At 48.7% G+C, this 16,725-nt stretch carries 12 protein-coding genes and 2 tRNA genes; 12 read left to right on the top strand and 2 right to left on the bottom strand.

Going from position 1 to position 16,725, the window contains the following annotated elements:
• A partial coding sequence (locus tag PHH59_RS05450; RefSeq protein WP_300012385.1) for a flavodoxin domain-containing protein occupies window positions 1-359 on the bottom strand: 359 nt, incomplete at its 3' end.
• A gap of 85 nt (window positions 360-444) precedes the next feature.
• Window positions 445-5,928, bottom strand: coding sequence for a glutamate synthase-related protein (locus PHH59_RS05445; RefSeq protein WP_300012382.1), 5,484 nt, complete (start codon window positions 5,926-5,928; stop codon window positions 445-447).
• A gap of 228 nt (window positions 5,929-6,156) precedes the next feature.
• Between PHH59_RS05445 and PHH59_RS05440 the strand changes: the two genes are divergently transcribed.
• From PHH59_RS05440 to PHH59_RS05385, 12 genes are all read left to right on the top strand, one after another.
• Complete coding sequence (locus PHH59_RS05440; RefSeq protein WP_300012379.1) at window positions 6,157-7,374, top strand: FAD-dependent monooxygenase; 1,218 nt, start codon at window positions 6,157-6,159, stop codon at window positions 7,372-7,374.
• A 103-nt stretch (window positions 7,375-7,477) separates the two neighbouring features.
• Window positions 7,478-7,554 (top strand) — tRNA-Val (locus PHH59_RS05435).
• A 59-nt stretch (window positions 7,555-7,613) separates the two neighbouring features.
• Window positions 7,614-9,521 carry a threonine--tRNA ligase gene (gene thrS, locus PHH59_RS05430; protein ID WP_300012376.1) on the top strand — a complete coding sequence of 636 codons (1,908 nt, stop codon included), beginning with the start codon at window positions 7,614-7,616 and terminating at the stop codon, window positions 9,519-9,521.
• A gap of 22 nt (window positions 9,522-9,543) precedes the next feature.
• Complete coding sequence (gene infC / locus PHH59_RS05425) at window positions 9,544-10,068, top strand: translation initiation factor IF-3 (protein WP_300012403.1); 525 nt, start codon at window positions 9,544-9,546, stop codon at window positions 10,066-10,068.
• 138 nt (window positions 10,069-10,206) lie between these two features.
• A complete protein-coding gene (gene rpmI / locus PHH59_RS05420; protein WP_300012373.1) occupies window positions 10,207-10,404 on the top strand; it encodes a 50S ribosomal protein L35 in 198 nt (65 codons plus the stop codon).
• A 10-nt stretch (window positions 10,405-10,414) separates the two neighbouring features.
• Entirely contained in the window at window positions 10,415-10,777 is a 363-nt protein-coding gene (rplT, locus tag PHH59_RS05415) for a 50S ribosomal protein L20 (protein WP_019864336.1), read from the top strand.
• A gap of 125 nt (window positions 10,778-10,902) precedes the next feature.
• Window positions 10,903-11,901 carry a phenylalanine--tRNA ligase subunit alpha gene (pheS, locus tag PHH59_RS05410; protein ID WP_300012400.1) on the top strand — a complete coding sequence of 333 codons (999 nt, stop codon included), beginning with the start codon at window positions 10,903-10,905 and terminating at the stop codon, window positions 11,899-11,901.
• 17 nt (window positions 11,902-11,918) lie between these two features.
• Entirely contained in the window at window positions 11,919-14,294 is a 2,376-nt protein-coding gene (pheT, locus tag PHH59_RS05405; RefSeq protein ID WP_300012368.1) for a phenylalanine--tRNA ligase subunit beta, read from the top strand.
• A gap of 4 nt (window positions 14,295-14,298) precedes the next feature.
• Window positions 14,299-14,598: an integration host factor subunit alpha gene (gene ihfA, locus PHH59_RS05400; RefSeq protein ID WP_300012365.1), complete on the top strand. Its 300-nt coding sequence runs from the start codon at window positions 14,299-14,301 to the stop codon at window positions 14,596-14,598.
• 129 nt (window positions 14,599-14,727) lie between these two features.
• Window positions 14,728-14,804 (top strand) — tRNA-Pro (locus PHH59_RS05395).
• A 505-nt stretch (window positions 14,805-15,309) separates the two neighbouring features.
• The gene (locus PHH59_RS05390) at window positions 15,310-15,738 is read left to right on the top strand and encodes a hypothetical protein (RefSeq protein WP_300012362.1); all 429 of its coding nucleotides are present in this window, start codon (window positions 15,310-15,312) and stop codon (window positions 15,736-15,738) included.
• A gap of 621 nt (window positions 15,739-16,359) precedes the next feature.
• Window positions 16,360-16,710, top strand: a complete 351-nt coding sequence (locus PHH59_RS05385) for a hypothetical protein (protein ID WP_300012359.1) — start codon at window positions 16,360-16,362, stop codon at window positions 16,708-16,710.
• The last annotated feature ends 15 nt before the right edge of the window (window positions 16,711-16,725 follow it).

Here is a 16,725-nt window from a genome sequence, read left to right as displayed (position 1 = left end):
TCGGAGCTAACGGCATCCCAGAGCATTTGCGCGTTATCGGGCATTTCACCTTCGCCATAAGTGCTGGTGATGATAAGCAAATATTCCATTGTCGCCAGCGCTCCGGCTTCAATTTCATCCATGCTTTTTACAATGGGTTTCAAGCCATGTGTTTTGGCAAGATTTGCAGCGTCAGTGGCGACAGATTCAGCATTGCCGGTTTGGCTGCCGTAAAGGATGTTGACGATACGGACATCGGTTTGATTAACGGCACTGGCACTTTGTACCATCTGGGTGTGCATGCCGGCAAAAAAACCGTTTAACCAGGCACGTTGGTTTGAGCTGTAAGGCGCGTCTAATGGAATGTGGGGTGTTTTCATCATGTCACTGCAAAAATCAGTTGAATCAGCCTCCCCATGTCAAACATGGGGAGGCATGGGGTAAATGGTGGGGGGAAGCGATAGGTCAAGCGACTTGTTCACTTAACATATTTTGAACAATACCCAGGCCGACCAATCCAGCCAAGTATTCTTCGATGGAAGGGATGTCGGTTAGTGCCTGGGCATTAATCCTTTGTTGTCCAATAATCCAGGCCGTTGAACCCATCGAATAAATGCTTTGTACCGAACGGTTCACCAGCGCCGTTTTGTAATCATTAAGACGTTTTGCTGCGAGCAGCCACGATAATTGATCGTCGCTGTAATTGCTATACGCTTCACGGGTACTTTTCACCAAGGCTTCCTGTAACTTACGCGGGCGTTCCAAAATAATTTTTCGGGCGGCTTGTTCGATCAAATTTTGGCTGCGCTGGTTTTCGGGTAAGTGTTTCAAGCTGTCCAGTGCAACTTGTTGGGCTTTATCGAGCACGGCAAAACTATTGATCAGCTTGAACGTCAGGTCGCTATCGGCAGTGCCGTAATCAGGAATAACGCCACCAAATAACGGTTGGGTATTTTGGTAAGCGTGTTTGACTTGTTCAATTTGCTGTTGTGCCAATTCCAGCGCCAGTTCTTCAAGCATTTCTTTACGGTCTAGTGCTTGCCGCAAGAACGGCGCGGATTGGGTTTTGTACAACCATAAAGGTAGCGCAAATTTAAAGTGTACGCGCTCCGCCTGCCAATTATTGAGCAAGTTTCTGGCTTTGCTGGAATTGGCGTTTTCGGCGTGTTGCTCCAGCATGTCGATGATGAACTGCTCATGGGCACGGGCGGTGTCGGTGTCTTCGGTCAAATTGTGCAGTTCCACCGAGGATTTGTCGTAAAGTTTTTCCAGACGGTTGTCGGGATCATATTGGTAAGCATTGCCGCCGGACATGCCGTTGCAGAAACCCTTGCCAAAACCGCCGATGTTCAGCACCGCACCATTGGTCATGTATTCACAGCCAAAATCGCCCACACCTTCAACGACCGCCATTGCACCGGAATTGCGGACCGCAAAACGGTCGCCCGCTTCACCGTTGATGAAAGCCTTGCCGCCGGTTGCGCCGAATAGCGCGAAGTTGCCGATCAAGACATTATTGCCGGGGGTTTTGATGCCGCCACCCGGGGATTCGATGACGATGATGCCACCGCAAGCCGATTTGCCGACGCCGTCGTTACAAGTGCCGAGATGTTCCATGCGCATCCCGTCATTGAGGAAAGCCGCATAGCTTTGCCCGGCAGAACCGTGGGTGCGGATGATGACGCTATCGGGAGCCAAATAACGGCGGCCACGGTCGGTTTGGTAAATAGCTTTTGAACCCGCCACTTCGTCAGCCGACAATTCATAGGCCAGCCATCTTTCAATGTCAATCGCCGCTTGGCCACCAACCGATTTATTGCAGTTATTGAGCTTGAAACTGTCGCCTTCGATGATGACTTGTTCTTGTTTGTCATGAATCAAGGCCGTTTTGACGTGCTCGATAATACGGTTGTCAACACTGAAATTGGCTTCCAGATAAATCGGTTTGGCGATTTTGACTTCTTCGACTTGCACCAGCATTTTGCGCAAATCGATTTGCCCGACCATAGATGGATGGTCGATTAAATGCAGCAAGTCAGTTTTACCGCGTATTTCCCGCAAGTTTGCATAGCCCAGTATGGCTAGGATTTCGCGGACTTCGTGTGCCAAGTTCATGAAATATTGCGCCAGCACCCTGGGGTCGCCTTTAAACTCTTCATGGGCGGTCGTCAGTCCTGCCGGGCATTTGATATTGCAGTTTTTCGCCATCACGCAACGCAGCATCATCAGCGCGGTGGTGCCAAATTCAAATGAATCTGCACCCAGGATAGCTGATTTGACGACATCCACGCCGCTTTGGTGCGCGCCGCTGCAACGCAGGATAACTTTGTCACGCAAACCGTTGACTGCCAGTGCCTGATGCACTTCGGCGATACCGATTTCTGGCGAACGCCCGCTGTTTTTCAGGCTGGTGACGGCTGCCGCGCCCGTACCGCCGGTGTTGCCGGCAACGTTGATGACATCGGCCCCGGCTTTGGCGACACCGACCGCAATCGTGCCTATGCCTTCTGATGAAACCAATTTAACGCCGACTTTGACGCGGGCGGCTTTGGCATCGTGGATCAACTGGCCCAGGTCTTCAATCGAGTAAGTGTCATGGTGCGGCGGTGGGCTGACCAATTCAACCCTCGGTGTGCCGCCGCGTAACGCGGCAATTTCGACCGAGACTTTCGCGGCGGGCAATTGTCCGCCTTCGCCTGGTTTCGCGCCTTGGGCGATTTTGATTTCAATTTCTTCGATGGTCGGATCAGCCAAATAACCTGCCCAGACCCCAAACCGACCGGAGGCGAACTGTTTTATTTTGCAAGAGCGCAAGGTGTTGAAACGGCTGAAATGCTCGCCGCCTTCACCAGAATTGCTCATACCTCCGACAATGTTCGTGCCTAATGCCACCGACTCATGGGCTTCCGCCAATAAGGCGCCGTGGCTCATGGCGCCAGAGGCCAAGGTGGTGGTGATTTCATGCGCGGGTTGCACAGCACTCAAGGCCAATGGGTCGCGTGCCGGTTTGATGGCGGACAGATAGGCGGCCATAAGGCTAGTTGCATCTGCCACATGCACAAGCAATGTGTCCGTTTGGATCGCCACGGTAAAGGACGTATCGGCAAAACGGGTTTGCAGATGCGCCATCAAGGCTTGCAAACGTTCGGCACCGGGGTTTTCAGCCAAGCGGATGGTAAAGGTTTGCGCGTCCGTCGCCGTGACTTGCAAACCACGGATCAGGAAATTGACGTTGCCGTGCAAGTTTTGCCGACCAAGGATGCGGTCAAAATCGGCACTGGTCACCGCTGTCGTCACGTCCACCGGAAAGTCCATGATGTCGCGCAAGGCGGCAGGTCTGGCTTCGCGCTCAAGATAGAGGTTTTTGGTGAAGCTGCGGTAGGCGGGGGTGATGCCGAAATTGTCCAACTGTTCGTCGGTGCGTTTTTCATAACCGAAATCAACATAAGCCATGTCACTGGCCGCTGGTGATTTTTGTTCGGGAATGTACAGGATCGACTCGTCGGTCATGTTGATGTATTCACGCACGGCGGTGTTGCCATAGGAATGTCCGGCACCGTCTTGGCGTTCTTTGAACAGCCCCAAAAAGGGAATATCTTTTTCTTCATGCACATTCAAGGCTTTGTGATGCCATTCGGTGGCACTGGCGGCAATATCGGCATAACGGACACCGCCTACGGAGGCGTGGATGTTCGGGAAATAGGGGCTGAGTTTGGGTTCGTCGGTATCCAGGTAATTGGACTCAAAAAACTCGCCGCCGATATAACTTTCAACGGTGCACAAACCGAATTTGCCCATTGTTTTCATCAAAGATTTTTCTGTGCCTTTGACGAATTTATTGAGGATTTTTTGTTGCTCTTCGGGTGCATCATGGCTGATGACGCGGTTGTAAACGCTGAGCGGGCAAATCGCCGACGCGCCGAAGCCAAGAATAGTGGCGATGTCATGCGGGCTGGCGGCTTGTCCGGTTTCGGCAATCAGTGAAGAATTGAAGCGCAAGCCTTGTTTGACCAAACGCTGGTTGGCGGCGGCGATCATCAGCAAGGCCGGAATTGCGGCTTGGTCCTGGCTGATTTGGCGGTCGCTTAAGATGATGATGCCGGTATTGTTTTGGGCCGCGGTTTCAACCTGATCACAAACCGCCAGCAAGGCTTGTTCGAGATTGTCTTCGTTTTGCCGGGCATTGTGGTAATCCGGCGTGTACAACATCGCCAGCGTGACCGTGCTGACAGCGGTTTGGCGGCGGATTTGTTCCAATTGCGTACGTTGCAATATCGGTGTGTTAATGACCAGTTGCTGGGTATGCGCATCAGAAAAATTCGGTTTTGCGCCTAAGGCCACTCGCAAAGTCATGCCATCGCTTTCGCGTATGGAATCCAGGGGCGGGTTGGTGACTTGGGCAAAACGTTGGCTAAAATAACGCGACATGCCGCCTTCGGCACTGGACAGGGCATTAGGGGCGATACCGTAACCCATTGCCGAGACTTTTTCCATGCCGGTCGCCAGCATCGGATCCAGCAAGAATTTAAAACTTTCTTGGTTCAGCGAGTATGCCGTATGTTGCTGGTCAATGTTGAGGGCATGTTGGTTGTCCAGCTCCTCCAGTCCAACTTTGGGCAATTCGGCAAGGTGGATGCAGCGTTGTGTCAACAAAGCTTGGTAATCTTTTTCTGCCGCCAGACGTTCCATGACTTGGTGGCTGTTGTAGGCTTCGCCTGTGCCGTGGTCAAAATACAGCATGCCGCCCGCTTCGATGCGTCCGCGTTTGATGACTTCTTTGGGCGGGAAGTCAATTTGTCCGGCTTCGGACATGACGCAAAGATATTCGCCCGTTTCAACAGAACGCAAGGGGCGTAGGCCTAAACGGTCCAGACGCGCACCGACACGGATGCCGTCGTAAAAAATCAACGCCGCAGGGCCGTCGTTTTTCTCTTCGTAGAGGCTGAAATATTCCAGCATGGCTCGGACGGGGGGAGACAGGGTAGTGTCGTTTTCCCACGCGGGCGGCATCATCGCCAGTACGGCGGTGACTATGTCCATCTTGTCTTCGTTGATACGGCGTGACAAGGTCTGGTCCAGGCGTCCTGAATCGGACTGCCCACAAGGAAATATGATGTTTTTGTTGTTTTGACGGGCAATCGCGCATTCACTTAGGCGATTTTTTTTGTCCGTGTTCAATTCGCCGTTATGCGCCATATAACGGAAGGGTTGCGCCATTGTTGTGGCGGGGGCGGTATTGGTCGAAAAACGGGTGTGGAAAAATAAGGTGCTGATTTCATGGTCAGCATCGTACAAATCCATAAAATAAGGGATGACTTCAAATGAATTGAGCCGGCCTTTATAAACCTGGGTGCGCGAACTCATGGACAAGGGGTAGAAGCCCGCTAATTCGTCGCGGTTATAGGCTTCAACTTCAATATCCAGTAATGTCGCTTGAATATGGCTTTCAAAGACATCATGTGCGGCGTCTTTGAGTTGTCCAGGGCGGCCAAAAATACATTGTTTGATCGGAAGCTGGGCTTTTAAGGAGGCTTCGTTCAAGACGCTTCTATCGACAGGGACAGTGCGCCATAACATGATCGGCAAGTCGGCAGTTTTAAAATGTCGCTCTACCAGCTCTTGTGCGGCGGAATCGTAATGGTCATGATCTTCAGGGAAGAAGAAATTGGCGACGCCAAATTCGCCTAATTCAAGCGTGGTGTTGCCAGTGATTTTGCGGAAAAACTTGCTTGATAAATCAATATTGACACCGGCACCGTCACCTATGCCTTCTGCACTCATGCCCCCGCGATGGGGGATTGTGCATAAGGCTTCGTGCGATTTAACCAGTAAATCGTGGCTTTGTTTGCTTTGTTTGTGGGTAATAAAACCTACGCCGCAACTATCTTGTGATTGCTCTGGGTTGTAAAGCATGGGTTCTTTATTAATCAGTCGGGAATTTGTATTCATGATCCAGCCCGTTGTCTATTCATGCTGTAAATATGCAGCGTTTAATGTCGTTTTTTCTTGCGAGGCGTGATAGAGTCGGTGTGTACAAAACTCATGCGCGGCAAGACCACAAACCTTTCAGGTAAATTTCATGTAGTGAAACCTGATAATTATAATATAGTCAGGCCTATCTGTACATTACGCCAGTTTTTAATTGTAGAAAATTAGATTACTTGATAGTTGATTAATATGGAAGAAATTTTTGATGTAGTCATTGTAGGCGGCGGCATGGTTGGCTCGGCGGTAGCGTGTGGACTAGGTGGCAGTGCCTTGAAGGTGGCTGTTATAGAGGCTTCGCTGCCCATGCCATTCGAAAATGACCAGCCACATGATTTACGGGTTTCCGCGCTGGGTATCGCGTCAAAAAATATCCTTGAAACAGTGGGGGCATGGGATGGGGTTGTTGGTCGCCGTTTATGCCCTTTTCGGCGTATGCGGGTCTGGGAAACCGCCGGTGACACCGAGTTTTGCAGCGATGACATTAATTATCCAGAGCTAGGCTATATTGTGGAAAACAGGGTCACCCAGTTGTCTTTGCTGGAGCGTTTGCAAGTTTTTGATAATGTTGAGCTCATCTGTCCTGCGCTTATTGATAAGATTGATTATTATCCTGGCAAGCCCAGTGAAATCAAATTGGGCGATGGCCGTATGTTATCGGCTAGGCTGTTGGTTGCTGCAGATGGCGCCCAGTCCAGGGTCAGGCAAGCGGTTGGTTTGGGCGTGACCAGTTGGGACTACGGGCAGCACGCGCTGGTGATCTACATCGAAACCGCCTATGGGCAGCAGGATATTACTTGGCAACGCTTTGTCCCTAGTGGTCCCCAAGCCTTTTTGCCACTGACCGGACATTATGGTTCTATAGTTTGGTATAACTCACCCGATGAAGTAAGCCGATTAAAATCCTTGTCGGATGAGGCTCTTAAGCTTGAATTGGTCGCGGCGTTTCCTGATTGTCTGGGGCAAGTTGTCCGGGTATTGGGAACTGCGAATTTTCCGCTTAAACGCCAGCATGCCCAGCGTTATGTTAAGTCTGGAGTGGTTTTGGTGGGCGATGCGGCCCACACCATCAATCCATTAGCGGGGCAGGGGGTTAATATTGGCTTGTTAGATGCGGCGGCATTGGCGGAAGTGCTGGTGGATGCGGTCAAAAAAGGCCGGGATATAAGCGATCTGGCAATATTAAAGCGTTATGAGCAGTTGCGCCGCACTGAAAATTTAAAAATGATGACGGTTATGGATGCGTTTTATCAAGTGTTTAGCAATAACCTCTTGCCAGTAAAATTATTGCGTAATTTCGGCCTGGGATTGGCTGAACGTATTTTGCCGGCAAAAAATAAACTTATGCGCAACGCCATGGGCCTGGAAGGAAATTTGCCTAAGCTTGCCAGAGGGCAGCCTATCCTTTGATTGGTTAGCTTTTAATTGTAAGGATTTTTGCATACAAAATGTGTTTAACAGTTGCTTAAAGCATTTGTGTTGATATAATAGTCGGCCTTGAAGTTACAACTTCAGGCGCGTAGCTCAGTTGGTTAGAGCACCACCTTGACATGGTGGGGGTCGTTGGTTCGAGTCCAATCGCGCCTACCAGAATTTATAAGCACTGCACGGCAGTGCTTTTTTTATTGTAGAAACCAATTTCTTGACAAATGCCGGTAATTACTCTTCCTGATGGCTCCCAGCGCGAATTTGCACAAGCTGTAACAGTGATGGATGTTGCTAAATCCATCGGTTCCGGTCTGGCGAAAGCGACCTTGGCAGGAAAAGTCAACGGGCAGTTGCTTGATGCCAGTTTCGTGATTGACGAAGATGCGGGTCTGCAAATCATCACATCCAAAGACGAAGACGGGCTTGAAATCATCCGTCATTCAACCGCGCATTTGTTGGCTCATGCCGTTAAAACCTTATTCCCTGAAGCGCAAGTCACCATTGGCCCGGTCATAGAAAACGGTTTTTACTATGATTTTGCCTATCAGCGGGCTTTCACACCTGATGATTTGGAGGCGATTGAAGCTAAAATGCAGCAATTGGTGTCCGAGGACTTTCCTGTTAAGCGTTTTGTGTTGCCTAGAGATGAGGCGGTCAGTTTTTTTCGTGGGCAGGGAGAGCAATACAAAGCTGAAATTATTGAGGCGATTCCGGCGGATCAAGATTTATCCTTGTATGAACAAGCCGGTTTCACCGATTTGTGCCGCGGCCCGCACGTGCCTAGCACCGGTAAATTAGGCGCTTTCAAATTGATGAAAGTTGCCGGTGCGTACTGGCGGGGCGATTCCAATAACGCCATGTTGCAGCGTATTTATGGCACGGCTTGGGCTGATAAAAAAGATTTGCAAGCCTATTTGCATCGTTTGGAAGAAGCGGAAAAACGCGATCACCGTAAAATTGCAAAAACCTTGGATTTGTTCCATAGCCAGGAAGAGGCGCCTGGTATGGTGTTTTGGCATGAAAAAGGTTGGGCGATATACCAGCAGGTTGAGCAGTACATCCGCGCCAAATTGCGTGTGAGTGGTTATGCCGAAGTCAAGACCCCGCAAGTGGTTGACCGTTCCTTATGGGAAAAATCAGGCCACTGGGACAAATTCGGCAGCATGATCTTCACCACCCATTCGGAAAACCGCGACTACGCGATCAAGCCGATGAACTGCCCTTGCCATGTGCAGATTTACAACCAAGGCATAAAAAGCTACCGCGATTTGCCTATCCGACTGGCGGAATTCGGATCTTGCCACCGTAACGAGCCTTCCGGCACTTTGCATGGCTTGATGCGGGTGCGTAATTTCGTCCAGGATGATGCCCATATTTTCTGCACAGAATCGCAAATCCAAGATGAAGTCTCAACCTTTATTGATTTGTTGTTCGATGTCTACCAAGATTTTGGCTTTAACGAAGTCATCATTAAATTATCGACCCGTCCTGAAAACCGCGTTGGTGATGATGCCGTATGGGACAAAGCCGAAAACGCCTTGCAATTGGCACTGGATAACAAAAAGTTGCCTTGGGAATTGCAGCCAGGTGAAGGCGCGTTTTATGGCCCTAAAATTGAGTTTTCTTTAAAAGATTGCATAGGCCGGGTCTGGCAATGCGGCACCATCCAAGTCGATTTTTCCATGCCTAACCGTTTGGATGCGGTTTATATTGCAGAAGATGGTTCCAAACAAGTTCCAGTGATGTTGCACAGGGCGATACTGGGCTCATTGGAGCGGTTTATCGGTATTCTGATCGAACAACACGCCGGCATGTTTCCGGTTTGGCTTGCTCCTGTGCAATTGGTGGTGTTGACTATCGCAGACCGCCATCATGACTACGCGGGACAGGTAATGCAAGGTCTCGAACGGCAGGGCTTTAGAGCCAAAATAGATTTGAGGAATGAAAAAATAGGATTTAAAATCCGCGAACACTCTATGCAACGCATCCCGTATCTTGTCATTATTGGTGATAAAGAATTAGAACAACAAACTATCACGGTGCGGACACAAAAAGGTGATGATCTAGGTAGTCTGTCAGTCAATGATTTTACCGAACGGTTAAAAAACGACATTGCAGATAGAAAATAACAACATTTTGGAGGATTAAGGTATCGCTGCTAAAAAAGATGAAACTCGTCTGAACGACATGATAACCGCTAGACGAGTGCGGGTAACCGGCGCAGATGGGGAGGCACTGGGTATTATCTCTTTGGATGAAGCCAAACAACTTGCCTACGCGGCAGACTTGGATTTAGTGGAAATATCGCCAAATGCGGATCCTCCGGTTTGCAAGATAATGAATTATGGCAAATACCAGTTTGAGCAAAATAAAAAACTCGCTATTGCCAAAAAGAAACAAAAGCAAATACAAATCAAAGAAATAAAATTCAGGCCGGGTACGGATGAAGGCGATTATCAGGTTAAGCTGAAGAGTCTGGTCAAATTCCTGAATGATGGCGATAAGACCAAAATTACCGTCAGGTATCGCGGTCGTGAAATGGCGCATCGTGAGATCGGTATGGATCAGCTCAAGCGTATCGAAAAAGATTTGGAAGAAATCGCCATAGTCGAGCAGTTCCCTAAATTGGAAGGGCGGCAAATGATTATGGTGATGGCTCCCAAAAAGAAAAAGTAAAGGCTCTTGCCTTTATCCAGCAGTGCCGGATGCACTGTTTTAAGCATCATTTTATGGTGTGGTTAATCTTTCAGGGCCATGCATTTTGCCTTGCTGGGTTATTTCTCAGGGACTTTTTTTAATTATTGGAGCAAACAAATGCCAAAAATAAAAACAAACCGTGGTGCCGCCAAGCGTTTAAGACGCACGGGCAATGGTGGTTTTAAGTGTGGGCAATCGCACCGCCGTCATATTTTGACCAAAAAAACCACTAAAAGAAAAAGACAGTTGCGTAAACCAGCGGCAGTCCATCCATCTGATGTGCGTATGGCTATACGCATGATGCCTTACAGTTGAGGAGTGGCTCATGCCTAGAGTAAAACGCGGCGTAACTGCCAGAGCCAGACACAAGAAGATTTTAAAACAAGCGAAAGGTTACTACGGTGCCCGTAGTCGAGTTTTTCGCGTTGCCAAACAAGCCGTTATCAAAGCCGGTCAGTATGCGTACCGTGACCGCAAACAGAAAAAACGCCAATTCCGCGCATTGTGGATCGTCCGTATCAACGCCGCAGCGCGTATGTACGGTATATCCTATAGCCGTTTGATCAATGGCTTGACGAAAGCCAATGTGGCTATAGACCGTAAAGTCTTGGCTGATATTGCTGTGCGTGATATTGAAGCGTTCGGTGAAATAGCAAAAATTGCTATTGCCAACCAAAGCAAGCCTTAATTGATCTCAATTGATTGAAAATATCCGTCCGTGTTATTAACCCGGACGGAATTATTTATAGCCAAACTAAAAATCCCCTCTCCACTCACACAGCGAGCTAATCCGTGTCCGCCACTCCAGACGACATCCTCGCGCAAGGCTTAAAAGAGCTTGTTCGAGTCACCGACCTCAACCAACTCGATCAGGTCCGCGTCCAGTATTTTGGCAAAAAAGGCCTGTTTACTGAACAAATGAAGCAGTTGGGTGCGCTTGATCCTGAACAAAGACGGGCGGTCGGGCAAGTCATCAACCAAGCCAAAGACCAATTGCAAAGCCAGTTGGAGTACAAAAAAGCCGCGTTGGAAAATGCCGCTTTGTCAGCGCGTTTGGCAAGCGAGCGGGTGGATATTACCTTGCCTGGAAGAGGGCAAGCCGTCGCTGGACTGCATCCTGTGACCACGACGCTTAGACGCATCTCCAAGATTTTTACCAGCGTCGGTTTTACCGTCGTTGAAGGGCCGGAAATTGAAGACGATTATCACAACTTCGAAGCCCTGAACATTCCCGCCCATCATCCGGCGCGAGCCATGCACGATACTTTCTATGTTGATGCACACACGGTGTTAAGGACGCACACCTCACCTGTCCAAATCAGGGTGATGGAATCCGAAACGCCGCCGTTGAAAGTCATTGCCCCAGGCCGTGTCTACCGTTGTGATTCCGATATAACCCACACGCCGATGTTCCATCAAGTCGAAGGTTTTCTGGTCGATACCGATGTGAGCTTCGCCGATTTAAAGGGCGTGGTGTACCAATTTTTACGCGCCTTTTTTGAAAAAGACATCCAGGTGCGCTTTCGTCCCTCGTATTTCCCGTTCACCGAACCGTCCGCCGAAGTCGATATTGAATGCGTCATGTGCAACGGCGAAGGTTGCCGTGTCTGTAGCCACACCGGCTGGCTGGAAGTGATGGGTTGCGGCATGATCCATCCCGAAGTGTTCAAATCCGTCAATATCGACAGTGAACGTTACACCGGTTTTGCTTTCGGCATGGGCGTGGAACGCTTGGCGATGTTGCGTTATGGCATTAATGACTTGCGTTTGTTTTTTGAAAATGATCTCAAGTTTTTAGAACAATTCAATTAGGCAAGGGCCGATAAGTCATGCAAATTAGTGAAGCCTGGTTAAGGGAATACGTCAATCCACCCATCAGCACCGACGAACTGGTCGCGCAACTGACGATGGCGGGCTTGGAAGTCGATTCCGTGACGCCTGCCGCCGCCCAATTCAGCGGTGTGGTCATCGGCGAAGTGTTGGCTATGGAACAGCATCCTGACGCTGACCGTCTGCGCGTTTGCCAAGTTGCAGTCGGTGCAGCCGAACCTTTGCAAATCGTCTGTGGCGCGGCAAATGTCCGTGTCGGCCTGAAAATCCCGGCCGCCCTATGCGGCGCGGTGTTGCCCGGCGATTTCAAAATTAAAAAATCCAAACTGCGCGGCGTTGAATCGCTGGGCATGTTGTGTTCCGAAAAAGAACTGGGTTTGGTTGCCGAAGCGCACGGCCTGATGGAATTACCTGCCGATGCACCCGTTGGCACTGACATCCGCGATTATTTGCAGCTAAATGACATGCTGATCGAAGTTGACCTGACACCCAACCGCGCCGATTGTTTAAGCGTCCAAGGCATTGCGCGTGAAGTGGCGGTGCTGAACCAAATCAACTGGCAAGCCGAAGCTGTTTCGCCGCCTACAGTGCGGCATGACCAAACCTTAGCGGTTAATGTCCTAGCACCTGATGCTTGCCCGCGGTATTTAGGCCGTCTGATTACTGGCGTGAATGTCTCCGCTGAAACGCCGTTATGGATGCAAGAACGCTTGCGCCGTAGTGGTGTGCGTAGCTTGGGGCCGGTGGTGGATGTCACCAATTATGTTTTGTTGGAGCTAGGCCAGCCCTTACATGCGTTTGATGCCGACAAACTCCAAGGTGGAATTTCCGTGCGCTGGGCAGTTGCCGATGAAGAACTGGCTTTGTTGAACGGGCAAACCATCAAACTGGATGCTGAAGCCTTGGTGATTGCCGATGACCAACAAGCCTTGGCTTTGGCGGGTGTGATGGGCGGCAGCGGCTCTGCCGTTAGTGATGCCACACAAAATATTTTCTTGGAGTGCGCGTTTTTTGCGCCGTACAGCATCGCTGGCAAAGCCCGCCGTTTTGGTTTGCACACCGATTCTTCACATCGTTTTGAACGGGGCGTGGACGCGACTTTGCAGGAACGCGCCATTGCCCGCGCCACCCGATTGATTATTGATATTGCTGGCGGCAGCGTTGGCGAAATTACCGAAGCGACAGCAAGCCAATTTCTGCCGCAACGTCCGGCGATTTGGGTCAGACGCCAGCGCGTAGCAAAAATCTTAGGGATGGTGCCCGATGATGCCACCGTCAACGGTATTTTCCAACGCTTAGGCATGGTGGTTGAAAATGTACCGGATGGTTGGCAAGTCACGCCGCCAGGATGCCGTTTCGATATTGCCATTGAAGTTGACCTGATTGAAGAAATCGCCCGCATCTACGGCTATAACCAATTGCCTAGCACCAGTTTGCTGATGCGGGCAGAATTGGGCAAAGCCACCGAAAGCGTGTTGGACATCAGCCGCGTTGCCGATTTGTTGGTGGACAGAGGTTATCAGGAAGCCATCACTTACAGTTTTGTCGATGAAGAAATTCAAGCTACCGTCGCACCTGATGATGAAGTCATCCGCCTGAAAAACCCTATTTCGTCGGAATTGGCGATCATGCGCACCAGCTTATGGTGTGGTTTGCTCAAAGCAGCCTTATACAACACCAATCGCCAACAAAACCGCGTCCGCTTCTTTGAAACTGGCTTGCGTTTTGTAAAAAAAGACGGTGTCACTCATCAAGAAAGCCGCTTGGCAGGTTTGGCCTTAGGCAGCGTCTTACCGGAACAATGGGGCGAAAAATCCCGTAAGGCCGATTTTTTCGACATGAAAGCGGATGTTGAGGCGATATTCGCCTTAACGGAGCGGGATGTGCGTTTCACCGTTGCTGAGCACACCGCCCTGCATCCTGGCCAATCCGCCAAGATCGAATCGTTGGCTGGCGAAACCATAGGCTGGCTAGGCATGTTGCACCCAAGCTTAGAAAAACAGCTTGGTTTTGATACGCAAGTTTTTCTGTTCGATCTCGATCAACAATTATTATTGGACAAACGGGTATCTTCATTCAAACCTTTATCCAAATTTCCCTCCATGCGTCGGGATTTGGCCTTAATTGTCAAAGAAGAAATTTCTGCTGATGATGTCGTTGACTGCATCAAAGACAGTGATGAGCCGACTTTACAACATGTCGTGATTTTTGACATATATCGCGGCAAAGGCGTTGACGATGGTAGCAAAAGCATTGCTTTAAGCTTATATTTACAAAACGATTTACAAACGCTGACCGATTCTGAAGTTGACGCGGTAGTGGCCAGGATCTTGGCAAAATTGACCAACCAAACCAATGCAAAATTGAGGGATTAAGAACATGGCATTAACAAAAGCTGACTTTGCGGAAAAATTGTTTGACGAGCTGGGCATGAACAAGCGCGAAGCAAAAGAAATGGTGGAATTGTTTTTTGAAGAAATCAAAAGTTCTTTGGAACAAGGCCAGCAGGTCAAAATTTCCGGTTTCGGTAAATTTGAGCTACGGGATAAAAGCAGCCGTCCGGGCAGAAACCCTAAAACTGGCGAAGAAATACCCATCACCGCCAGAAGGGTTGTTACCTTCCGGTCCGGGCAAAAACTTAAAGCCCGTGTAGAGGTTTATGCAGGAACCGGGCAATAACAATCGATTGCCCAAGATTACCTTAATAAACCGATGATCTTGGGCGAGCAGCCCATTTAGCATGACCAATGGTCATTTGATATAGTATAATGACCGACTTTTAGCCATTTAAAGGTTTTAAATATATTTCGGGGCGTAGCGCAGCTTGGTAGCGTACTTGTCTGGGGGACAAGTGGTCGCAGGTTCAAATCCTGTCGTCCCGACCAATAAATTCAATGAGTTAAAAATAGCAGTTTTTGCTAAAGTTCAAAAATAGCGGTTTCGGGTACTCATACGGGTACACTTTAGCGGGTTATTGCGTTAAAACTGATAAACCGAAAGTCCTTTGATGTTTCGGGTCACGCTTAAGCTCAATTCAAACTAATAAAAAGCTATCCGCAACAACTGCGGTATTTTTGCCATAAAAAAATGCTAAAGCTAATATCAGTTTTTTCATCACACACCTATCAGTCGGCTATAAAAGCCTTGAGGGTATAATCAGTTAGTTTGTTAGTCAATTACTTTTAATCTCAATCTGTCACTGTTCATGGCAAACGCGGTCATATCTTCTGGTTTCATTAGTCGCGCTCACAATACGGTTATCATGCACGCAGAGATGCGTCATTCGCTATAAATATTTAGCCAAATAGTCAATAGTTAACAGATTTTCCCCGTCAGGTGTGCCTATAATCTCGTTTGGCAATTGTGCCGTAACTGACTTTGGGGATTAACATGACTATTTTAAAACTGGCTTTACTGGGTATTTTTTTCTTGGCTTCGTTCCGTGTTGGTGCGCTGGATAATGACCTGTCCTATGGCTCTATTGCCGAAAGAGATGCCGTTATGGTTAAGCAACTAAAGGATTATGCAAAACAACTTAGTGAGCAGCTCCCCATGATGGTTGATGCTGAAACCCAAGCGTTTGGCGTTATTGCGCTCGACAAAGTAATGAGCTTTTCTTTCCGGTTCATCAATGCGGTTTATAATGAGGTCGATGTTGCCACACTTAAAAAAACATCCCTTGAAAATCTTAACGCAATTGCCTGTCAAGATAGCAAGGTCAAGATATGGATGGACTTTGGCATGTCTTACAACTACATCTATTATGACAAGAATAACCGGATCATCGCCAGAATACCATTCACCCAATACCATTGCTGATTATTAAATCTCAATCCGCCACTGCTTATGGCAATCGCGGGTTTCATTAACCGCGTTCACAATGCGGTCATCATGCCCCGTTAGCCCTTGATAATCCTTGACTCCAACGGTCACGACGAGCTCGATCAGCCGCCTATTTAGTATGACTTTCGGGCGTACATGTGCGCTACGTACATTCGGAACAGTAGTTAAATGTTAATTTCGACCCGTGCTGTGCTTAGGTTTCTCTGTTGATTTTTGTGCCGCAAGCCCTGCCATGCTTGGGTTTCCCTGTTGAATTTTGTTGAGAAATGTTACGCGGTTTTTTTTGTAAAGCAGACCGATTAATTCTCAAGGGTCACCTGATTCTTTTATTCTTGGCTACCATCTTAGTTAGCATCACCTTGGCTTCTGGGCGGGTTGCTCACAATGCGCTCATCATGACTCGCCAACCCCTTGGAAACACTTAACTCCCGCGCTCACGACGCGCTCACGATCAACACCTTACGGCGTGGAATTTTGACGGCGTTTTTGTGAGTACTTTTTTGCGTACATGATATGCGCTGTGGAATTTTTGTTAGTTAAGTTTATAAGTTGTTTTGTAAGATTGTCATAGAAGGCTGTGGAAAATCATCATTAAAATTGCCAGCTTCTAATGTCCCGCGCATCATCAATTCAATCGAGGAACTGAAAAATGAACTCCAAAATAATCGACAAGGCTTGCGACAAACTGCTGTCACTGTTGAGCAAGCTATCGCCAACGAGACAGGAACAGGAGATGGAGGAAATGTACTGGGAAATAAATCAAACCAATTTGATGTTCAGCCAGATAACGACGGACAGTCCGATGGCCTTTTGCCTGGATTTGTCGGAAGCACTAAAAGCAACGGAGGAAAGCCAAAAGGTGATGCTAATGCCGAAATACATCGCAATGCAAAAAGAACCAATGCAACTGTTGGTGTCGATGCTCCCGTAGAGAACAAATACAGATAGTGGAAGAGCGGTTAT

The organism is Methylovulum sp., from assembly GCF_028687615.1.
Classification (GTDB): Bacteria; Pseudomonadota; Gammaproteobacteria; order Methylococcales; family Methylomonadaceae; genus Methylovulum.
The sequence above is the reverse complement of the archived record's forward strand: the minus strand, read 5'-3'. Positions and strand labels throughout refer to the sequence as shown.

Coding starts and splice junctions, on each gene's coding strand:
- PHH59_RS05440 (WP_300012379.1), top strand. CDS start 6,157: ATGGAAGAAATTTTTGATGTAGTCATTGTAGGCGGCGGCATGGTTGGC.
- rpmI (WP_300012373.1), top strand. CDS start 10,207: ATGCCAAAAATAAAAACAAACCGTGGTGCCGCCAAGCGTTTAAGACGC.
- ihfA (WP_300012365.1), top strand. CDS start 14,299: ATGGCATTAACAAAAGCTGACTTTGCGGAAAAATTGTTTGACGAGCTG.
- PHH59_RS05390 (WP_300012362.1), top strand. CDS start 15,310: ATGACTATTTTAAAACTGGCTTTACTGGGTATTTTTTTCTTGGCTTCG.
- PHH59_RS05445 (WP_300012382.1), bottom strand. CDS start 5,928: ATGAATACAAATTCCCGACTGATTAATAAAGAACCCATGCTTTACAAC.
- rplT (WP_019864336.1), top strand. CDS start 10,415: ATGCCTAGAGTAAAACGCGGCGTAACTGCCAGAGCCAGACACAAGAAG.
- thrS (WP_300012376.1), top strand. CDS start 7,614: ATGCCGGTAATTACTCTTCCTGATGGCTCCCAGCGCGAATTTGCACAA.
- pheT (WP_300012368.1), top strand. CDS start 11,919: ATGCAAATTAGTGAAGCCTGGTTAAGGGAATACGTCAATCCACCCATC.